At 39.3% G+C, this 15,640-nt stretch carries 16 protein-coding genes; 8 read left to right on the top strand and 8 right to left on the bottom strand.

All coding sequences use genetic code 11. The features are described 5' to 3' along the window. The first annotated feature begins 101 nt into the window (after nt 1-101). The 7 genes from J7E37_RS22670 to J7E37_RS20615 all read left to right on the top strand — a co-directional run bounded on the left by J7E37_RS22670 (nt 102) and on the right by J7E37_RS20615 (nt 5,987). Nucleotides 102-368, top strand: coding sequence for a DoxX family protein (locus J7E37_RS22670; protein WP_483297228.1), 267 nt, complete (start codon nt 102-104; stop codon nt 366-368). Between the two features lie 362 nt (nt 369-730). Then, the gene (locus J7E37_RS20640) at nt 731-1,342 is read left to right on the top strand and encodes an S-layer homology domain-containing protein (RefSeq protein WP_353050053.1); all 612 of its coding nucleotides are present in this window, start codon (nt 731-733) and stop codon (nt 1,340-1,342) included. Nucleotides 1,343-2,084: 742 nt separating this feature from the next. Further along, a complete protein-coding gene (locus J7E37_RS20635) occupies nt 2,085-3,434 on the top strand; it encodes a C39 family peptidase (RefSeq protein ID WP_215026777.1) in 1,350 nt (449 codons plus the stop codon). A 39-nt stretch (nt 3,435-3,473) separates the two neighbouring features. Continuing rightward, nucleotides 3,474-3,974, top strand: coding sequence for a hypothetical protein (locus J7E37_RS20630; protein WP_215026775.1), 501 nt, complete (start codon nt 3,474-3,476; stop codon nt 3,972-3,974). Nucleotides 3,975-4,654: 680 nt separating this feature from the next. Continuing rightward, the gene (locus J7E37_RS20625; RefSeq protein ID WP_215026772.1) at nt 4,655-5,074 is read left to right on the top strand and encodes a barstar family protein; all 420 of its coding nucleotides are present in this window, start codon (nt 4,655-4,657) and stop codon (nt 5,072-5,074) included. Nucleotides 5,075-5,231: 157 nt separating this feature from the next. Continuing rightward, nucleotides 5,232-5,507, top strand: a complete 276-nt coding sequence (locus J7E37_RS20620) for a hypothetical protein (RefSeq protein ID WP_215026769.1) — start codon at nt 5,232-5,234, stop codon at nt 5,505-5,507. A gap of 78 nt (nt 5,508-5,585) precedes the next feature. Next, on the top strand, nt 5,586-5,987 hold the full coding sequence (locus J7E37_RS20615) for a cytidine deaminase (RefSeq protein WP_215026766.1): 402 nt from the start codon (nt 5,586-5,588) through the stop codon (nt 5,985-5,987). 294 nt (nt 5,988-6,281) lie between these two features. On the opposite strand, the gene J7E37_RS20610 is transcribed toward J7E37_RS20615, so the two are convergent. Then, complete coding sequence (locus J7E37_RS20610; protein ID WP_215026763.1) at nt 6,282-7,682, bottom strand: glutamate-5-semialdehyde dehydrogenase; 1,401 nt, start codon at nt 7,680-7,682, stop codon at nt 6,282-6,284. Continuing rightward, complete coding sequence (proB, locus tag J7E37_RS20605) at nt 7,567-8,691, bottom strand: glutamate 5-kinase (protein ID WP_215026760.1); 1,125 nt, start codon at nt 8,689-8,691, stop codon at nt 7,567-7,569. The genes J7E37_RS20610 and proB overlap by 116 nt, the downstream gene beginning before the upstream one ends. Before the next feature lie 940 nt (nt 8,692-9,631). Between proB and J7E37_RS20600 the strand changes: the two genes are divergently transcribed. After that, the gene (locus tag J7E37_RS20600; protein ID WP_251009798.1) at nt 9,632-10,462 is read left to right on the top strand and encodes an STAS domain-containing protein; all 831 of its coding nucleotides are present in this window, start codon (nt 9,632-9,634) and stop codon (nt 10,460-10,462) included. 149 nt (nt 10,463-10,611) lie between these two features. On the opposite strand, the gene J7E37_RS20595 is transcribed toward J7E37_RS20600, so the two are convergent. The 6 genes from J7E37_RS20595 to J7E37_RS20570 form a co-directional block, all read right to left on the bottom strand. Then, nucleotides 10,612-11,310 carry a SurA N-terminal domain-containing protein gene (locus J7E37_RS20595; RefSeq protein WP_215026757.1) on the bottom strand — a complete coding sequence of 233 codons (699 nt, stop codon included), beginning with the start codon at nt 11,308-11,310 and terminating at the stop codon, nt 10,612-10,614. A 194-nt stretch (nt 11,311-11,504) separates the two neighbouring features. Beyond that, nucleotides 11,505-12,110: a Uma2 family endonuclease gene (locus J7E37_RS20590; protein ID WP_251009797.1), complete on the bottom strand. Its 606-nt coding sequence runs from the start codon at nt 12,108-12,110 to the stop codon at nt 11,505-11,507. Between the two features lie 207 nt (nt 12,111-12,317). Further along, on the bottom strand, nt 12,318-13,031 hold the full coding sequence (locus J7E37_RS20585; RefSeq protein ID WP_251009796.1) for a toast rack family protein: 714 nt from the start codon (nt 13,029-13,031) through the stop codon (nt 12,318-12,320). 790 nt (nt 13,032-13,821) lie between these two features. After that, nucleotides 13,822-14,022, bottom strand: coding sequence for a cold shock protein CspC (cspC, locus tag J7E37_RS20580; RefSeq protein WP_010331195.1), 201 nt, complete (start codon nt 14,020-14,022; stop codon nt 13,822-13,824). Nucleotides 14,023-14,285: 263 nt separating this feature from the next. After that, nucleotides 14,286-15,290 carry an HAAS signaling domain-containing protein gene (locus J7E37_RS20575; RefSeq protein ID WP_215026754.1) on the bottom strand — a complete coding sequence of 335 codons (1,005 nt, stop codon included), beginning with the start codon at nt 15,288-15,290 and terminating at the stop codon, nt 14,286-14,288. Next, entirely contained in the window at nt 15,277-15,636 is a 360-nt protein-coding gene (locus tag J7E37_RS20570; protein WP_215026751.1) for a PadR family transcriptional regulator, read from the bottom strand. The genes J7E37_RS20575 and J7E37_RS20570 overlap by 14 nt, the downstream gene beginning before the upstream one ends. Between the last annotated feature and the right edge of the window lie 4 nt (nt 15,637-15,640).

The raw sequence follows: 15,640 nt of genomic DNA, 5'->3' as shown, positions 1-15,640 counted from the left end.
GATTGTCATCAATAAATTTGAGCGAAAAGGTTCGGAGGACGCTAAGCGCCAGGTGCAGAAGCAGTACCAGCGCAGCCACATGTTTTTTGACAAAGAACTTGATGAAATGCCAGTGTACGGAACAATTGCCAGCCAGTTCAATGGATTTGAATTGCTATCTTTTCACTTTGGATTTATTAAATATAATGAGTGGAAAATTTGGTATTCAGCTCTGTCCAGCGGTTGCTTCTCTTGGACTTGGGCTAGTTATGATCTTAGCAGCTGGGTTTCATGCTAAAAGAAAAGAAAATCAGGCAATCGGGATGAATATTATTTTTCTTGCACTGGCCATATTTGTGGCAATAGGACGTTGGAAAACGTGTGAATAATATGATGCCATCTTTATTTAGAGGGCAGGGATACACATTTGTGAGTTAATGAAAGGATCGTCATCTGACGATCCTTTCATATTTTACTAAGAAGGTTAGTGAAGGTTTTCACTTAAACTAACGTGTGCGTTGATTCAGAAAGGATCATGCACCTTTTTATTGAATTCCTTATTAAACAAACGAAGCAGGTGAGTTGAAGAAAGAAAAATATATGACATTAGCGATTGGCTAATTCTGTACTTTATAGGTGAATTGAACTAATATATCATAACTTTAGATTCATTTTCTGTTAATTCATTACCAAAATAGTTCTGTCATGATAAAGTAGATGATGGAAATAAAATGGAAACGGAGATGATCTAATGAAAAAGATAACCCTATTAATGTTAACCGGTATGTTATTTTGTAGTCTCTTATTATTCAATGGAAAAGCAGATGCCAGCTCCTTCAGTGACATTAAAAATCACTGGGCTGAAGAGGAAATGGAGTACTTAGTTCAAAAGGGAATTATCGGTGGATATGCAGACGATACGTTTAGGCCGAATGAAATTGTAACTCGAGCTCAAGCTGCTATAATGATAGGACGCGCAAAGGGATTACCTGGGGAACAGCCAGTTGATACCAGATTCCCGGACGTACCAGCTAGCGTGACCGGCTCAGGCTACATTCATGAATTAGAAAAGATTGATGCTCTTACTGGATACGGTGATGGTACATATAGACCACATGAACCCGTAAAGAGAGGGGATGCAACCGTCCATTTAATAAGGTCTGGTATTGCTCCTTCTGATCAGCAGCCGTACCCCAAAAATCCATTCACAGATGTATCCTCAAGTCAGCTGTCAGGAGATTTTGTTATCATCGCTTATCATAATGGAATTGTAGACGGGTATGCGGATGGCACTTTCCGTCCGTACGAGTCTATTACTCGCGCTCAGTTTTCTGTCTTTATGGCACGTTCTCTTCAACAATAAATATCAAAATTAAAGCACTAGATTTTTGTCTAGTGCTTTTATTACTCAGTTCAATAACATGTTGAGTGTACTTGTTAAACATAAAAGTGTTCAGTGTTGCACCTTTTCTTATTAAAGTAACGAAGCAGGTTAGTTCAACAAGGATTTTATTAAAATGATTTTGAAAAAACCTTTATATATGAGGTTATGGAGGTTAGAAAGATGAATTTTCAGTATGAATTGGATGGAGAAACTAAGGAAATTAAAAATCCAACACTCGAATTAATCACAAAACAGGGAAAGAAAAAGATGTTTGTAAAGAAATAATAAATAGGGAAAATGAACAAGGCGAAATAGAATTTTTGATAAGTGGCTACTCGAAAGGAAATGACAGATTTCTTCTTCGTGTGGAAAAGCCCAGGTCATATCATGGATTCAGGTCAAGTAAAAACTAGCCATTTGCTTGTAGCAAGTTTTGACTATGTAACTTTAGTCTTTAAGCGTAGACAGTTAGGTGAAGCAGCATTTAAGGTTTAGAATCTTAAGGAGCGAAAGTCTCCTGTTATCAATTGGCCAAATTTGGGATATTAACATACCCAATGCTTGGCTGGTAACAAACACGTTCTGGTTGAAAATAAGTCACGGAGGCCTGTTCTAAACTGAAATTGTCCATACGGAAATTTTCAAAAAATTTATATTATTAATCTGTAAATAAATGTATAATCATACTATGATTACAAAAATTGTAAAGGGAAGGTGTAAAATGATTAGAAAAAAGCTTATTGCTTGTCTTCTAACAACATCTTTGTCAATGATTCCAATAGGGGTATTTGCAGAAACAAGTGAAAGTTTTGATAATGAAGTTGTTTATTATTCAAATAAAATAAACGAATTTGAAGCTAAAAGAGCATTGGAAAACTATATATCAAAAAGAAACTATACACATGGGGAAGTAATTTTAAAAGAAAAGCTATTTGACGTTGACGATTCCCTCCTTGCCTATTTCTTTACAATTGAGGATACGAATGGCTATTATATTGTAACAGCAGTTGATACTTTAAATCCTATTATGGAATATAGTATTAATGCTCCTTATTCAATTAATTTTGAAGAAAAAGGAGATAAAAAAGCTTATTATATTGGTCTTAATAATATTTTTTTTGCGAACAACATTGAAGAAATAAAACAAAAGTTTGAAGAGGATAATAAAAGGGACTTAGAAAACAGTAAAATTGAAGAAGATAAAATAAAAAAAATAAAGACTGAGAAAGTTGAGGAAAAAAAGAACCTTGAAGAAGTGATCAAGAATTCAAAAAATCCTTCATCATTAAATAAAAAACTTCAAGAATTAACTGAGGAAATTAGTTACATAGTAAGAAAATTAGAAGAATATGATGAATTACAACTTGCATTAGAAACAGAACAGTTACAACCTTTTAAAAAACAGTCAAAAAGAAGTACTTTGTGGGATGAACTGTTATATACTAGTGAATCCAATACATCAGAAAATACTATTACAACTACTTCCAATAACAGCGTTTATTTAGATGTTCCGCGATGGTATCAGCGTATGTCTGGCGTCGTCGACCCATGGTCTGCATGTGGACCAACTTCTGCAGCAATGATCATGAATTACTATCATGATATACGAGGATTTACAGGGATTCGTGACGATGCTTATTTTGGTTCAAAGGCAACAACAATTAATCACTTAAGATATGATATGAACAGTTCATTTTGGGGAATCTACGGAGCTACTCTTGATGATTGGCTTAATGGTACGACCAAACATATAAGGGAAACTGCTACCTCTTACTGGTATCCATTAAAAGTTACTAACCCTTCTTCTGATTCGTACACTAATAGTTTAAAATATAGAAATGCAATTTCAAACGCTCACCCTGTTGCGATAAGATTTCACTATGATGTAGAAAATGACGAAGGCCTAAAATACCACTTTGTAGTGGGTTCAGGTTGGTATTTAAATGGCAGTGATTTAGGTAATTTAATGGTTACTTATGTAGATCCGGATGGCAGTGTTTCAAGTCCGAAAAATTTTGACTGGGGAAATCTTGTACAAGACTTTGATTTTGGTTACATGGATTTTCAATAAAAATTTCTGTGAGGAAATAAGGAAGAGGTGAATTGAAGTGTGAGGAAAACAAAGATAACACTTCTTTTTCTTAGCTTACTAACTTTATTACTTTTTTTTATAATGAATAGAATGACAGTTAGTCCGGGAACCACTTCTGGAAACGGAAATCCAGCTCTTCTGATTGCTTTGACATTATTTCCGATATTTTTCTTGTTGGTTATTTTATGGGTTCGAGTTCTTAATTTTTACATATTCCAAATAAAATTTTTAATTGCTGGTATGGTTGTAATTGTTATACACTTGATTGTCGCCTTTATTTATCAAAAAAATGAATTAGTTGATTATCAGGAAGTTATAAAAAACGCACTAATTGCAAAGGATGGTTTTGTAGATTCACAATATTTACATGATATTACATCTGGTTTATCAATTCATGTAAACAACCAATATTTTAACCTGAATACATTTTTTATGTTCATAACGTTGTCAGTGTTAGTGGCATTATTTTATTCTACATTGACTAGATTAGAAGAACGTATGAATAATAAAAAACAATAGAATATCTAAGGAAAAAATAATATTGCAATTCCTCCATTTGCTTTTTTATCAAATGGAGGAATTACAATGTTTTATTAGAGGTGTCCCCAGCATTTTCCTGATGCTACCCTATAAGATTATCCAATTTATCCCGGATAATTGACAACCTATTAGCCGTTTCATTATATGAGCACGCTGCCTTCCTTTCTTTCCTTCTCTATTAAGGTAAGCCAACTTTCCCCCATCCAGGTAAGCAAGATCCAAGATTCCTAACCCTTGCTGTACATAGTTCTTCTAAGCGAATCTCGGGCGTAACAAGTATTTATATTAGCCCATGAGCATGAGATGGGTATATAGTATTCGATTAACTGGATTACCTAACCTATAATAAACAGGACGAATATTTTGCCTTAGATTATATGAGAAAAGTGAATTATTAAAAACAGAAACACTTTATCCTTTTTAATATGTAAGCCATTTTGGAGATTTAAGTGGCGAATTTGTGTGAACTAATTAGGTACTTCATTATCCAACCATTATTGTGAAGAAATGCACTAACGGGTGCGTTGATCCAGGAAGGATTGAGGCACCTTTTTGTTGAATTCCTTATTCAACAAACGAAGCAGTTTAGTTTAATAAGGTTATATGATAATTTAGATTAAAAACAGTATGATATCTTTTGGAAATAATAGGGTGATGAAATGGAACTATGGAGACAACTTCTCTTAAATGGCTCTGTTAAGCTATTTTGGAGTAATGGAATATTAGATAAATTAATATCTGATATATCAGGTGAAGGATTTGATATATATACCCTTGATTGTTCAGAGTGGGACATAAACAACTACCACAATGATTTAAGATCCACCTTAGATTTCCCCGACTTTTATGGAAAGAATTTGGATGCTTTTAATGATTGTTTATCTAATATGGTTCCGAAAGAAAAAGGAATTGTCTTGGTTTTTAGAAACTATGATTTATTTGCCAAAAAGGCACCACAAGATGCGTACCATATTTTAAATAGTGTTCAAATCAACTCGTGGAAATTCCTACTGGAAGAGACATTAAATTACTTGCCTTTGTTCAATCAAATGATGCAACAATCGAGTTTCAAGATTTAGGTGGAATGCCTGCCGAATGGAATAATGAAGAATGGCTCGACAAAAATAGAGGTTTGTAACCGGCGTTTATCTAGAAGGATCAACGCATTTTTGTTAAAGTTCTTTTTGAACAAACGGGGCAGTTGAAGAACTCTTCAAATTTAGGAGCTGATTATTAATGTTAAAAAAACTTTGTAAATGTGAATATACAAATTCATTTAAAATCGAAGCTGATTTTGTGGCAGATGCGACTTGGTGCAACCAATGTGGCTGGAATATTGATATTGAAGATTTTCCGTTATCAGAAGATCTTAAAGCCGAATTAGATCAATGGACTGGTCAATATAAGGAAATCTCAGTGAATGAGCACAATTTAATTGGGGAACGTCTCACCGAAAAGGTAAAGGAAGAATTAGGTTCTCAATATAAAGTCGTATTCATTCCTGACCGTTAATGAACTAAAGGGGCAGGATAGTGCAAGAAAGTGAATTAAGTAAGGATATTAGAGCGAAACAATTGGGGGAATAAGAAAATGAACATTGAACAAGAACTTTATCAAGCTGCAATAGATTTAATAGAAAAAAGATATGCTACTGGTTGGGGCGGAGCAGCAGCAATGTATACAGAAGATGGTCAAATCTTAACAAGTGTATCACCAGATGTTATCAATGCTTCAACTGATTTGTGTATTGAAACAGGTGCTATCCTTGAAGCACATAAACAAAATACTAAGGTCACACATACTATTTGTGTTGTAAGAGAAGACGAAAATGCTGAATTTACAGTTTTAACTCCTTGTGGCGTATGTCAAGAAAGACTTTTTTACTGGGGGGAAAATGTAAAAGCAGCTGTAACTAATTCAAGTGGAAATCTGGATTATAAAACATTAAAAGAAATACAACCACACCATTGGTATAAAGCTTATAAAGAGTAATTTTAAATATTAACGTAACGAGTGTGTTAATCAAAAAAGGATTAACCACTTTTTTGTGAAGCATTACACTTAAACTATAGGGTGCTTTACTTTAACAAAGAATACAAAAGAAAGGAGCTAGGATTTTTCAGATCCAGCTCCTTCTTTATTGCTAAATAGTATGCGATTTTGTTTGCTAATTCATATGTGAAAAGCGTTGTTATTTGCTTTGTTTTTTTCTATTTTGCACTTCAAAAGAGAACCCGTTACAAAAGACAAGGGAAGCCTTCTTCCTTCGAATATATTGGCTGGAGATTACCTCACCAAACCGTCCCCGACCATTACATACTTCCGGGTAGTCAAAGCCGGCAATCCCATCGGCCCTCTGGCATGCAGCTTCTGCGTTGAAATCCCAATCTCAGCACCAAACCCTAAAGCTCCTCCATCTGTGAATCTAGTGGATGCGTTATGATAGAGCGCTGCGGCATCTACTAGCTGCAGGAACTTCCTTGCGTTATCAGCATTTTCAGTAACGATCGCTTCTGAGTGTTTTGTGCCGTACTGGTCGATGTGGTCGATGGCTTCATCGATATCACCAACAACCTTAACGGCGATGTCCAGACTCAGGTATTCATCAGCCCAGTCGGTTTCGGTTGCTGGCACTGCGTTTGGAAGTGCTGCCGCTGCAGCTTCGTCACCATGTACAGTGATGCCGTTCTCCCGGAATGCATCAGCAAGCTTCTCCTTGTTTTCCTCAAGCCATGCTTGATGAACAATGAGTGTTTCCGCTGCGTTGCAGACTGCCGGGCGATCTGTTTTGGCGTTGATCATGATGTTGAGTGCTTTTTCCGTGTCGGCTTCTTCGTCTACATACAGGTGGCAGTTTCCGACTCCGGTTTCCAGAACAGGAACTGTTGCGTTTTCAACGACTGCCTTGATTAATGCGCCGCCTCCGCGCGGGATCAGGACATCGATGTGCTCTTTCATCGTGAACAGCTGCTGTGTTGCTTCACGGTCTGCTGTGGCGATGAACTGAATGGCGTCTTTTGGCACCTTTGTGTTCCCAAGTGCCTGGTGCATGATGTCGACGATCGCTTTGTTGGAGGACAGTGCAGAAGATCCTCCTTTTAAAATAATCGCGTTTCCTGATTTGAGTGCCAGCCCTGCGGCATCGACGGTTACGTTCGGACGGGCTTCATAAATCATCCCAATGACGCCTAGCGGAACGCGGATTTCCTTTACATTAAGTCCGTTTTCCAGCGTCCAGTCAGAGAGGACGTCGCCGACTGGATCATCATGCTCAGCGACCTGGCGAAGTCCTTCCGCAAAGTCGAAGATTCTCTCGCGTGAGAGTGCCAGTCGATCCATGAATGCGTCCTCTAAGCCTTTTTCCCTTCCATTCATCAAATCCTTTTCATTCTCCGCTAAAATCGCTTCATAATTCGTTTCCATTGCGTCAGCGAGAATCAGCAGCGCCTCGTTCTTTTCCTCAGTGGAAAGGATGCTCAGCTGCTTCGCTGCCTTTTTCGCTGCAATGGCTTGTTCCTCTACTGTCGTTTTTTGAGTCATTGTCAATGTCATCAAAACGCCTCCTGTATATTTAGACTGATACCGGCAATGCAAAATCACGTGAACAGACAAATGTTCCCTGTTCGATTGCTTCTTTTCGATCACATTCTTCTTCAATAAGTGTCTCTTCCAGTTTTCCGCTAGCATAATTGATTCGTCCGAGTCCGATCTCTTCTCCGTTTTCATCCATTACTCTGACGACGGCACCCTCGCCGAACCTCCCTTTTACCTGAAGGATGTCAGACGGGAGGATGTTTTTCCGATCCTCGATGATTGCTTCCCTTGATTCAGGACGGATGATGACTTCTCCCTCAGGTCCGGAATGGAAAGCGATCCACTGCTGGTTGTTGTCGAGGTTGAAGCCTTCGGGATCCTGGTTGAAATATGTCCCTTTTGCCGTTCCGCTCACCGCTTTTACCAGGATGTCCTTGCTGTCGGCCTTCCCTAAAAACGAATCGATTCCGGATGCCATCGCAATTTTTACCGCGGAGATCTTTGATTTCATCCCGCCTGTACCGACCGCGCTTCCGGAGCCGCCTGCTGCTGCTTCGATTTCAGAAGTGATTTCATGGACCTTATCAAGCAACTTAGCGTCTGGGTTGTCGTTCGGATTTGCGTCATACAAACCGTCGATGTCGGAAAGAATGATCAGCTGGTCTGCCTGAATCAACGCGGCCACCTTCGCTGACAGTGTATCATTGTCGCCGAAACGCAGGCGGTCGACCGTGACCGTATCATTTTCATTGATGATCGGGATAATCCCTCTCTCCAACAAGACGTTTAACGTATTCTTCATGTTGTTGTAGCGATTTTCATCCGCGAAATCGCTTCTCGTGATCAATATCTGGGAAGCGACATACCCATGAGATAAAAAGAGTTCTGAGTAAGATTCCATTAACAAGCCCTGGCCGATCGAAGCGGCTGCCTGCTTTTCAGGCAATGAAGTCGGCCGCTGAATGCAGCCAAGCTTGCGGTACCCTGCAGCCACTGCGCCTGATGAAACAACTGCCGTTTCATAGCCCGCATCCTTCAAAGCCACAATCTGGTTCGCCAGGTTTTCGAGCTTCCGGCGGCTGATTTCCCCGTGCATACTCGTCAGCGAACTGCTGCCAATCTTAATTACAACTCTTTTTATCTTCCTGTCTTGCACTACCATCCAATACCTCCTTGTGAATCCGTCTGCAACTAAAGAAAAGCGCAAGCGCCTTGTTCAGCCCCGACAAGCGTTGCCCACCTAAAACGCCACGTCCTGTGGCTGGCGGGTCTGGCCCGTCCTGTGCCACGGAGGGCCGACCGGTGAAGTCGCTCTTTGACTTCATTGGGCGGACCGAAACGTCTCGAGCTGCTCAAAGCTAACGCCTCTCGCAAGATACTCGAGGAAGTTAAGTCAGGGTGAAAACTGGCTAGGCGCTGGAGCTGGACAATTCTCGAAGTGAATTTTACACTTTCACATCTCGGAACAATCACTCATTAAAAAGTGTTCGTATACCGTTTCTCTTTTGCCAACGTTATTAATGGTAACATCCTCAAAAACAGTTTCAAGGGATATCCTGCCATTCGTGAGCATATGGCTGAGATAGTGAATGGAAGCGGTAACATTTTGAAGATATGGGTCATTAAGTCGCCCTCATCGCTCTTCAGGCTTCCTGAGGGGAATATATCGGGTTATATCGGAATCGCGGTAATCCATTGCCTTTTCAGACAGAAAACCTATTGATTACATATGATTTTTATTATTGTCCAGAATGTAATCTTACAAGACCAATTGAGAGATCATAGGTCTGATGATATAAGATAAAGCTGCAGTTCCAAGAAATTCGGAATCATTGTCACTCATAACTCACCTTGAAAAAACCCCTTCTATGTCAAATGCTAATTATTTGAATATAAGAAAGAAATTATAATGATATTAGGTTTAACAGCATCTATACAGGGGTATTTACAATCGTTGGTTAAACTATAATCCCTTACTAAAAATATCCAGGTTTCTAAACGAGTTCCCTTATTTTTATAAACGTTGCATTAAATGAGCTTACGGTGAAAAAATATACTTTGAAATATATAGCCTAAAAAAGTATTTAAAAAGGAGTGTTTCTTTGTACAATCCTATAAGCAATTTCGATGAGGCTGCAGAAAAGATCTTAGCCTTTATGAATTATGTAATTCCTATAAACACTATATTTATTGCTAAAAATGATAAGCAGATAAATCGTATTGAAAAGGTGGTCAATAAGGAGCAAGACCTTTTACATAGTGGTGATGCATTACCTTTTGATGATACTTATTGTAAATTAAGCATAGACCATGGGGATCAGGTATTGGTTATAAACGATTTAAATCATAACCAACTAACAAAAGATATGAATGTCACCCACAATTTAGGGGGTGGCTCTTTCATTGGTATACCTATAAATTATAGCAGCGGGGAAAATTACGGAACCATTTGCGGACTTGATGACCAGCAATTCGATTTTACTGCGGAACATTTAGAGCACTTCCGTACTATGGCTTCTTTGTTAAGCTATGTACTGGATTTAGACAGGGCAAACAAAGAAATTGAAAGGTTGTCCGCCCCCTTGGTAGTTTTAAGCCAAGGGATAGCAATCTTACCCATTATCGGAAATATCAATGAAAATCGGGCAAACTATATAATTAGTTCAACCTTAACGCAAAGCACCTCTCAATATATTACTAACATACTTATTGACTTATCTGGTATTCATAATATAGATACACTTGTAACCCATTTTATTTTTAAATTGGTTTCTACTCTAAAACTGCTTGGAATCACACCTATTATCATTGGGATTAAGCCCGACCATGCTAAAGTTTTAGCTGGGACAAACCAATTGACTTCTGATATCTTAGTGAAAAGCAAAATAGAGGATGCATTAACACATTTGGGTTTCACCATTTCTACAACGTGAGAGACAGGGACGGATCGAGACCACTGAGAAAGCGCCCTCTAGCTAAGCCTTATTGAGACCAATGCCTTTCGGAATCACGAAAAAGGGGATAGACAGATGTCTATCCCCTCTCCCCACGCACTTTAATTTATCCGCCGTGCGAACCTTCCTTACGCCTTAATGATTTCAATTTTATCTTCATTTTTTTTACGTAGATCTTCAATCAGCTTGCTGATTTTCTCGTTTTCTTTTTCAGAGACAACCTGCTGCTCGAGCTGTGGTTTAATCTTCTCTAATTCTTCTGGCTCTTGCTTCTGGGCTTGCGCAAGCTGTTTATATTGTTCATACATATCCTGAATTTCTTTGTCGGTTGCTTCAACCTTGCCAACCTTGCTGTCCAAATACTTATTGACAGTCAGTTGCTTTTTCAGCTGGCTCTTTAGCTCTTTGTCGGTCATTTCATTCTTTTTCAGTGCTTCTTCGAACTGTTTATCATCTTCAAAGTTGCCTTTGATTTTTTCCAGCTCTGCATCGACTTCTTTATCCTCAATCGAGATGCCGTCCTTCTCAGCTGTCTGGAGTAGCAGCTCTGCATTGATCATTTGATCGAGAACAGATTTCTCCAGTTCTTCCTTCTGCTTGCTGTCCATCTGATCTGCCGGCATGCCCTGTTGCTCATAAGTTGCTTTCATGGCCTCCAGCTCTTTCTCAAATTGCTGTTTTGAAATGCCTTCCCCATCTACTTTTGCAACCAAATCTTTTTTATTTTCTTTCTCAGTATTTCCTTTTGAGCTGTCATTGCTGCATGCGCCCAGCACAAGGACGGCAATGCTCAATAAGAAAATGCCTGTTAAAATACGCTTCATCATCATAAACTCCCCTTTCACATAACTTGTCCGTCATATTATCACATTCTTCGAATTAAAAGGGAAGTTTTTATGGAATTGTTATCAGATTGAAATATATGAAGTGACAACCGGTACTTTAAAATCCAGAAAAACGATTTTAGCCAGTCCGCCACTAAAAACAAAAAATAACCACAGGGAACGTCGATGCGCTTTATTCAGGAGAAAACTTTCTCTATATCAACGATGAACTTGTTAATGATGGTTGATTTTATAGAGCCTTTATCTTTGGCTACGTCATGCAGTTTGAATTTATTATTTTCATCTAGCACATATACTTGAATTGTATTGAGCAGCGGATTCATGATCCAGTATTCTTTCACCCCGTACTGCATATAGAGATTTAGCTTAACAACCAGATCATGTGATTGGTTTGAAGGACTAATAATTTCAATGATTAAAGAAGGAACTCCTACATATTTATTCTCATGAAATCCGCTTTTGTCGCAAATAACAGAAAGGTCAGGGATGACAATCTTGGTTCCATCCATTTGCTCACTCTTTAGCTCTACATCAAATGGCGCATGAAACACTTCACATTCTGAGCCATCAAGAAGCTGAAATAACTGAGCGTGTATACGTCCTGAGATTCTTTGATGCTTCGTTGAAGGTGATGGAGTCATAAAAACCACACCGTCAATATACTCCATTAGCTGGTCAGAATCCTTTCTTATTCGATAAAATTCATCTAATGAAATACGCTTTTCTTCTGGTATAATGACCTCACCCTTCCCGCTTTTTATAATTATATTATATACGCTCAAGATTCTCCAAGCGTCACAAGGGGGGGAGAAATATACCCTCAGCAGTTCAATGTAACAAATGGTTATCCTAATTATTCCCCTCTACCCTGCTTCTAATTTAATCCTTTCTTAATCAAACGTTTGATTAAACAGCGATGGGGACGTTCTGCTCCGCATTCCCACTAGTCTTCCCGAATGATGAAACGCTGACCCCGCCCCTTGTCCCAATTATTTTTCCGTTTTGAATGTAACTTCGCCGACACCTAAGTCTACCTCCAGATCGATCTTCACTTTTGCATCTTCATAAGCTTCATTTACATAAACTCCGTCTCCTTTTGAAATTAAATTTTCAAAGGATGAGGAACCTATGCCTTTTTGTGTGTGTATTCTTACTCCAGTATCTCTTGGAAGGATCACGGTCATCTGCCCGACTCCAGATGAAATCCTGGCATCAAAGCTTTCTTTCCAGTCTCCTCCGAGATCCAAGGTTATTTTACCGACCCCTGCGTTCACCTCAAGGTTCGAAAGCTGAATCCCTTTCAAATCAAGATCGGTTTCTGATGCCCCTGCATTTACGACAAGGTCCACCGGAACATCTTCGTTAATTTTCAGGTTCCATTCATTCTTCATCTTTCCAATTTTAAAATGATCCGGCTGAGAAACCTCTACCTTGCCGACTTTTCCGTTTAGATCATAGGCAACTTCCGGCTTCATCTTTTTAGGTTCATAGATTGCATTTCCGGTTACCCATTCACTGCCCCCGCCCGCAACATCCATTTCCCCGGCACCGAAATTCAGAACAATCTCAAGCTCTTTTGCCCGATCCTTCTCCACCACGATTTCATTGTCACGTTCATCACTAACAAAAATCGTGTTATTGCACCCCGACAGTATTAATACAGCCGACATTGCAGCCAAACCCAAACCGATTACTTTTTTCATTTTCTTTCGCCTCCAATTGATTATAGATTAATCATAAGGCACTCCCCAGCTTCATTTAACAGCCTGGGGCTTTAACTTGTAATCAGCCTTGAGACCTATATATGGAATATAATGGGACAAAGGAGGGAAGTTTAGCTGTTTATGAACAATTTCATCTCCCAGCAGATGGATTTGCTGAAAAGTTAAAACTGAATCAATTTCATTTCCTGACATTACTGAAGATTGGTGTGGAGAGAAATCTTTAATAATCGGGGCATTTACTTGGAAAGTGGGGACTCGTGCGCCCAAAGTACAGCAAATAGTAGCCGAAGTTCTTGCAGCATTGCCATCAAAAGAGGATTCCTCCTTTGCGGAGAAACAAAAAGAAGCCTTTGGTTCCTTAAGAATAAGGTATACAGAGGAACCCGTACTTTGGTCATATGTTTATGATAGTTTTAAGGAGAAAATATTGGCTATCTTGAAGTAGGGTATTAGAGCAGTGGACCATCGATCATACGATGCTATTTAAGGATGAAGAAAAAATAACCAATGGCTCCATTAAAGAGCTAAGGTTGAAAAAGATTAAAACTTAATTGTACAGGAATGAAAAATATATAATTCGATAAAATCCTCCTATTGTCCATCAAGTATGTTATACTGGAAACAAACCTTTTTATCTTTAAATCTTTTTACGTTACCAGTTCCATCTCCCTACTCAAACCTTGAGTAGGGTTTTTTTATTGAGAATTATATCAGGGAATATAAAAAACAGGCTCTATATAGAGAGCCTGTTAGTATAATCGAATTAAGATTAAGCTTTTTGAACGTTAGCAGCTTGAGCTCCACGAGCACCTTGCTCAACGTCAAACGTTACTTTTTGACCTTCGTCTAAAGATTTGAAACCTTCACTTTGGATAGCAGAGAAGTGTACGAATACGTCGTCTCCATTTTCACGTTCGATGAAGCCGAAGCCTTTTTCTGCATTAAACCATTTAACTGTACCTTGTTCCATTTTTGTTGCCTCCTAGTGCGTTATCGCACAACGTATTACTATCCTTGCCCAAAGTGATCATCAAGACGAAAAGTTGATACTTATACTATCCTTTACACCGAACAAAAATAATTCTTATTCATCATAACAGGAAACGAAAGAAATAGCAAATCATCGCGAACTTAACTGGATTCGTCATTGGTGAAGAAATTGCATTATCCCCTCTCAACCGAACGGGTTATGCGATTCACCGTTTGCACCTCACGTACCCTGCGCATCATTTTTCACTTCAGGTATGCTTTATAAAAGCCGGATATCGTATCGATGATCAGAGCAATTGCGAATCCAATCACGACCCATGTTTTGGATTGTGTCCAGATGGTTTTGATCAGCTCGTACGTGTCCTGGCTCAAATCGGCTTCGCTTACCTGGTTTAATTGCTGCATGAAGTCGGGGTTCCAGATCGCCTGGTCCTTAAACAAGAAGGAAACAAGGATCAGCGTGACTGCATTCATGATCAAATTATATATGGCCAGCTTCTTCGTCCATTTTCCGATGACCAGCTTTAACCCTTCCTTTAAAATTCCGATCATCGCGATGACATAGATGATGTTGATGAATTGTTCTATACGTTCTTGATTTAAAAATGGAATGACGTTTACTAGATCGCCGTCATCGAACATCATGACGCCAAACACATGGTTGGAAGAATAGAGGAAGACTAGAAATAAGATTGAAAAAACAATTCCCGTGATGGCTTCGCCGCGCTTGATCCGCTTTTTCTGGTCAGGAACCGGAGGAAGATCTGAAGGTGTCCATTTCCCTTTCTTTTCTGCGATTCCCGTGGGTGTAACTCCTTTATATTGGGCAATCGCAAACCCGATTGTCACCCATACGAACGCCTGCATGCCGGCGCTGATGACTGAGGTAACATAACCGATAATATGCTCAATCACCGAGCGTGGTCCAATCATTGATTCAATGATGAACACAACAGTCATGGCGACCAGCAAAGCAAAAAAGACTATTTTTAGTACAGTGATATAGGAATAGAAAAGCTCTGGTCCAATCAAGTATCTTTTCGAACCGCGGTACTTGTCAGCTAAATCCTTCGGGTTGCCGAGTTCAATCAGGACACTTTCCACATCCTCCTGGGCAGCTGGACGGCTATCTGTCCTTTCCCCGAGCATGTCTTCAATCAAGCCACTCAATTCCTGCGCAATATCTGCTCTCTGTGACTGAGGAAGCCTGTGGGTTACAGCATAAATATACTTCTCAATCATCTCCATGTTCCGTTCCTCCCCCTTTGATCAGCCCATCCATACTAGTGGCCATCTTCTTCCATTCATCCAGCAGCTTTATATACACTTCTTTTCCATGAGCACTCAGTAAATAAAATTTCCGCGGCCTCGCTTCATTTGTATCCCATTCACTAATCAGCAGCCCCTGTTTCTCCAGCCTTCTAAGCAAAGGATATAAGGTTCCTGCCTCCACCTGGATCCCTTTTTCCGCCAGTATTGTGACGAGGGAATATCCATACTGAGGTTTTTCAAGCCGGCTCAATACAGCAATGGTTATCGTGCCCCTGCGCAATTCCTGAAGTAACTTATCAACCATTTCATTCACATTGCCCATTGTA

Origin of the sequence: Bacillus sp. ISL-39, from assembly GCF_018613295.1 — a bacterium.
In the GTDB taxonomy this organism is placed as follows: Bacteria; Bacillota; Bacilli; order Bacillales; family Cytobacillaceae; genus Mesobacillus.
Note: the sequence above shows the minus strand (reverse complement) of the source record. Positions and strands in the feature narration are given on the sequence as shown.

Coding starts and splice junctions, on each gene's coding strand:
- J7E37_RS22670 (WP_483297228.1), top strand. CDS start 102: ATGAAATGCCAGTGTACGGAACAATTGCCAGCCAGTTCAATGGATTTG.
- J7E37_RS20640 (WP_353050053.1), top strand. CDS start 731: ATGAAAAAGATAACCCTATTAATGTTAACCGGTATGTTATTTTGTAGT.
- J7E37_RS20635 (WP_215026777.1), top strand. CDS start 2,085: ATGATTAGAAAAAAGCTTATTGCTTGTCTTCTAACAACATCTTTGTCA.
- J7E37_RS20625 (WP_215026772.1), top strand. CDS start 4,655: ATGGAACTATGGAGACAACTTCTCTTAAATGGCTCTGTTAAGCTATTT.
- J7E37_RS20620 (WP_215026769.1), top strand. CDS start 5,232: ATGTTAAAAAAACTTTGTAAATGTGAATATACAAATTCATTTAAAATC.
- J7E37_RS20615 (WP_215026766.1), top strand. CDS start 5,586: ATGAACATTGAACAAGAACTTTATCAAGCTGCAATAGATTTAATAGAA.
- J7E37_RS20610 (WP_215026763.1), bottom strand. CDS start 7,682: ATGCTAGCGGAAAACTGGAAGAGACACTTATTGAAGAAGAATGTGATC.
- proB (WP_215026760.1), bottom strand. CDS start 8,691: ATGGTAGTGCAAGACAGGAAGATAAAAAGAGTTGTAATTAAGATTGGC.
- J7E37_RS20595 (WP_215026757.1), bottom strand. CDS start 11,310: ATGATGAAGCGTATTTTAACAGGCATTTTCTTATTGAGCATTGCCGTC.
- J7E37_RS20585 (WP_251009796.1), bottom strand. CDS start 13,031: ATGAAAAAAGTAATCGGTTTGGGTTTGGCTGCAATGTCGGCTGTATTA.
- cspC (WP_010331195.1), bottom strand. CDS start 14,022: ATGGAACAAGGTACAGTTAAATGGTTTAATGCAGAAAAAGGCTTCGGC.
- J7E37_RS20575 (WP_215026754.1), bottom strand. CDS start 15,290: ATGGAGATGATTGAGAAGTATATTTATGCTGTAACCCACAGGCTTCCT.
- J7E37_RS20570 (WP_215026751.1), bottom strand. CDS start 15,636: ATGGGCAATGTGAATGAAATGGTTGATAAGTTACTTCAGGAATTGCGC.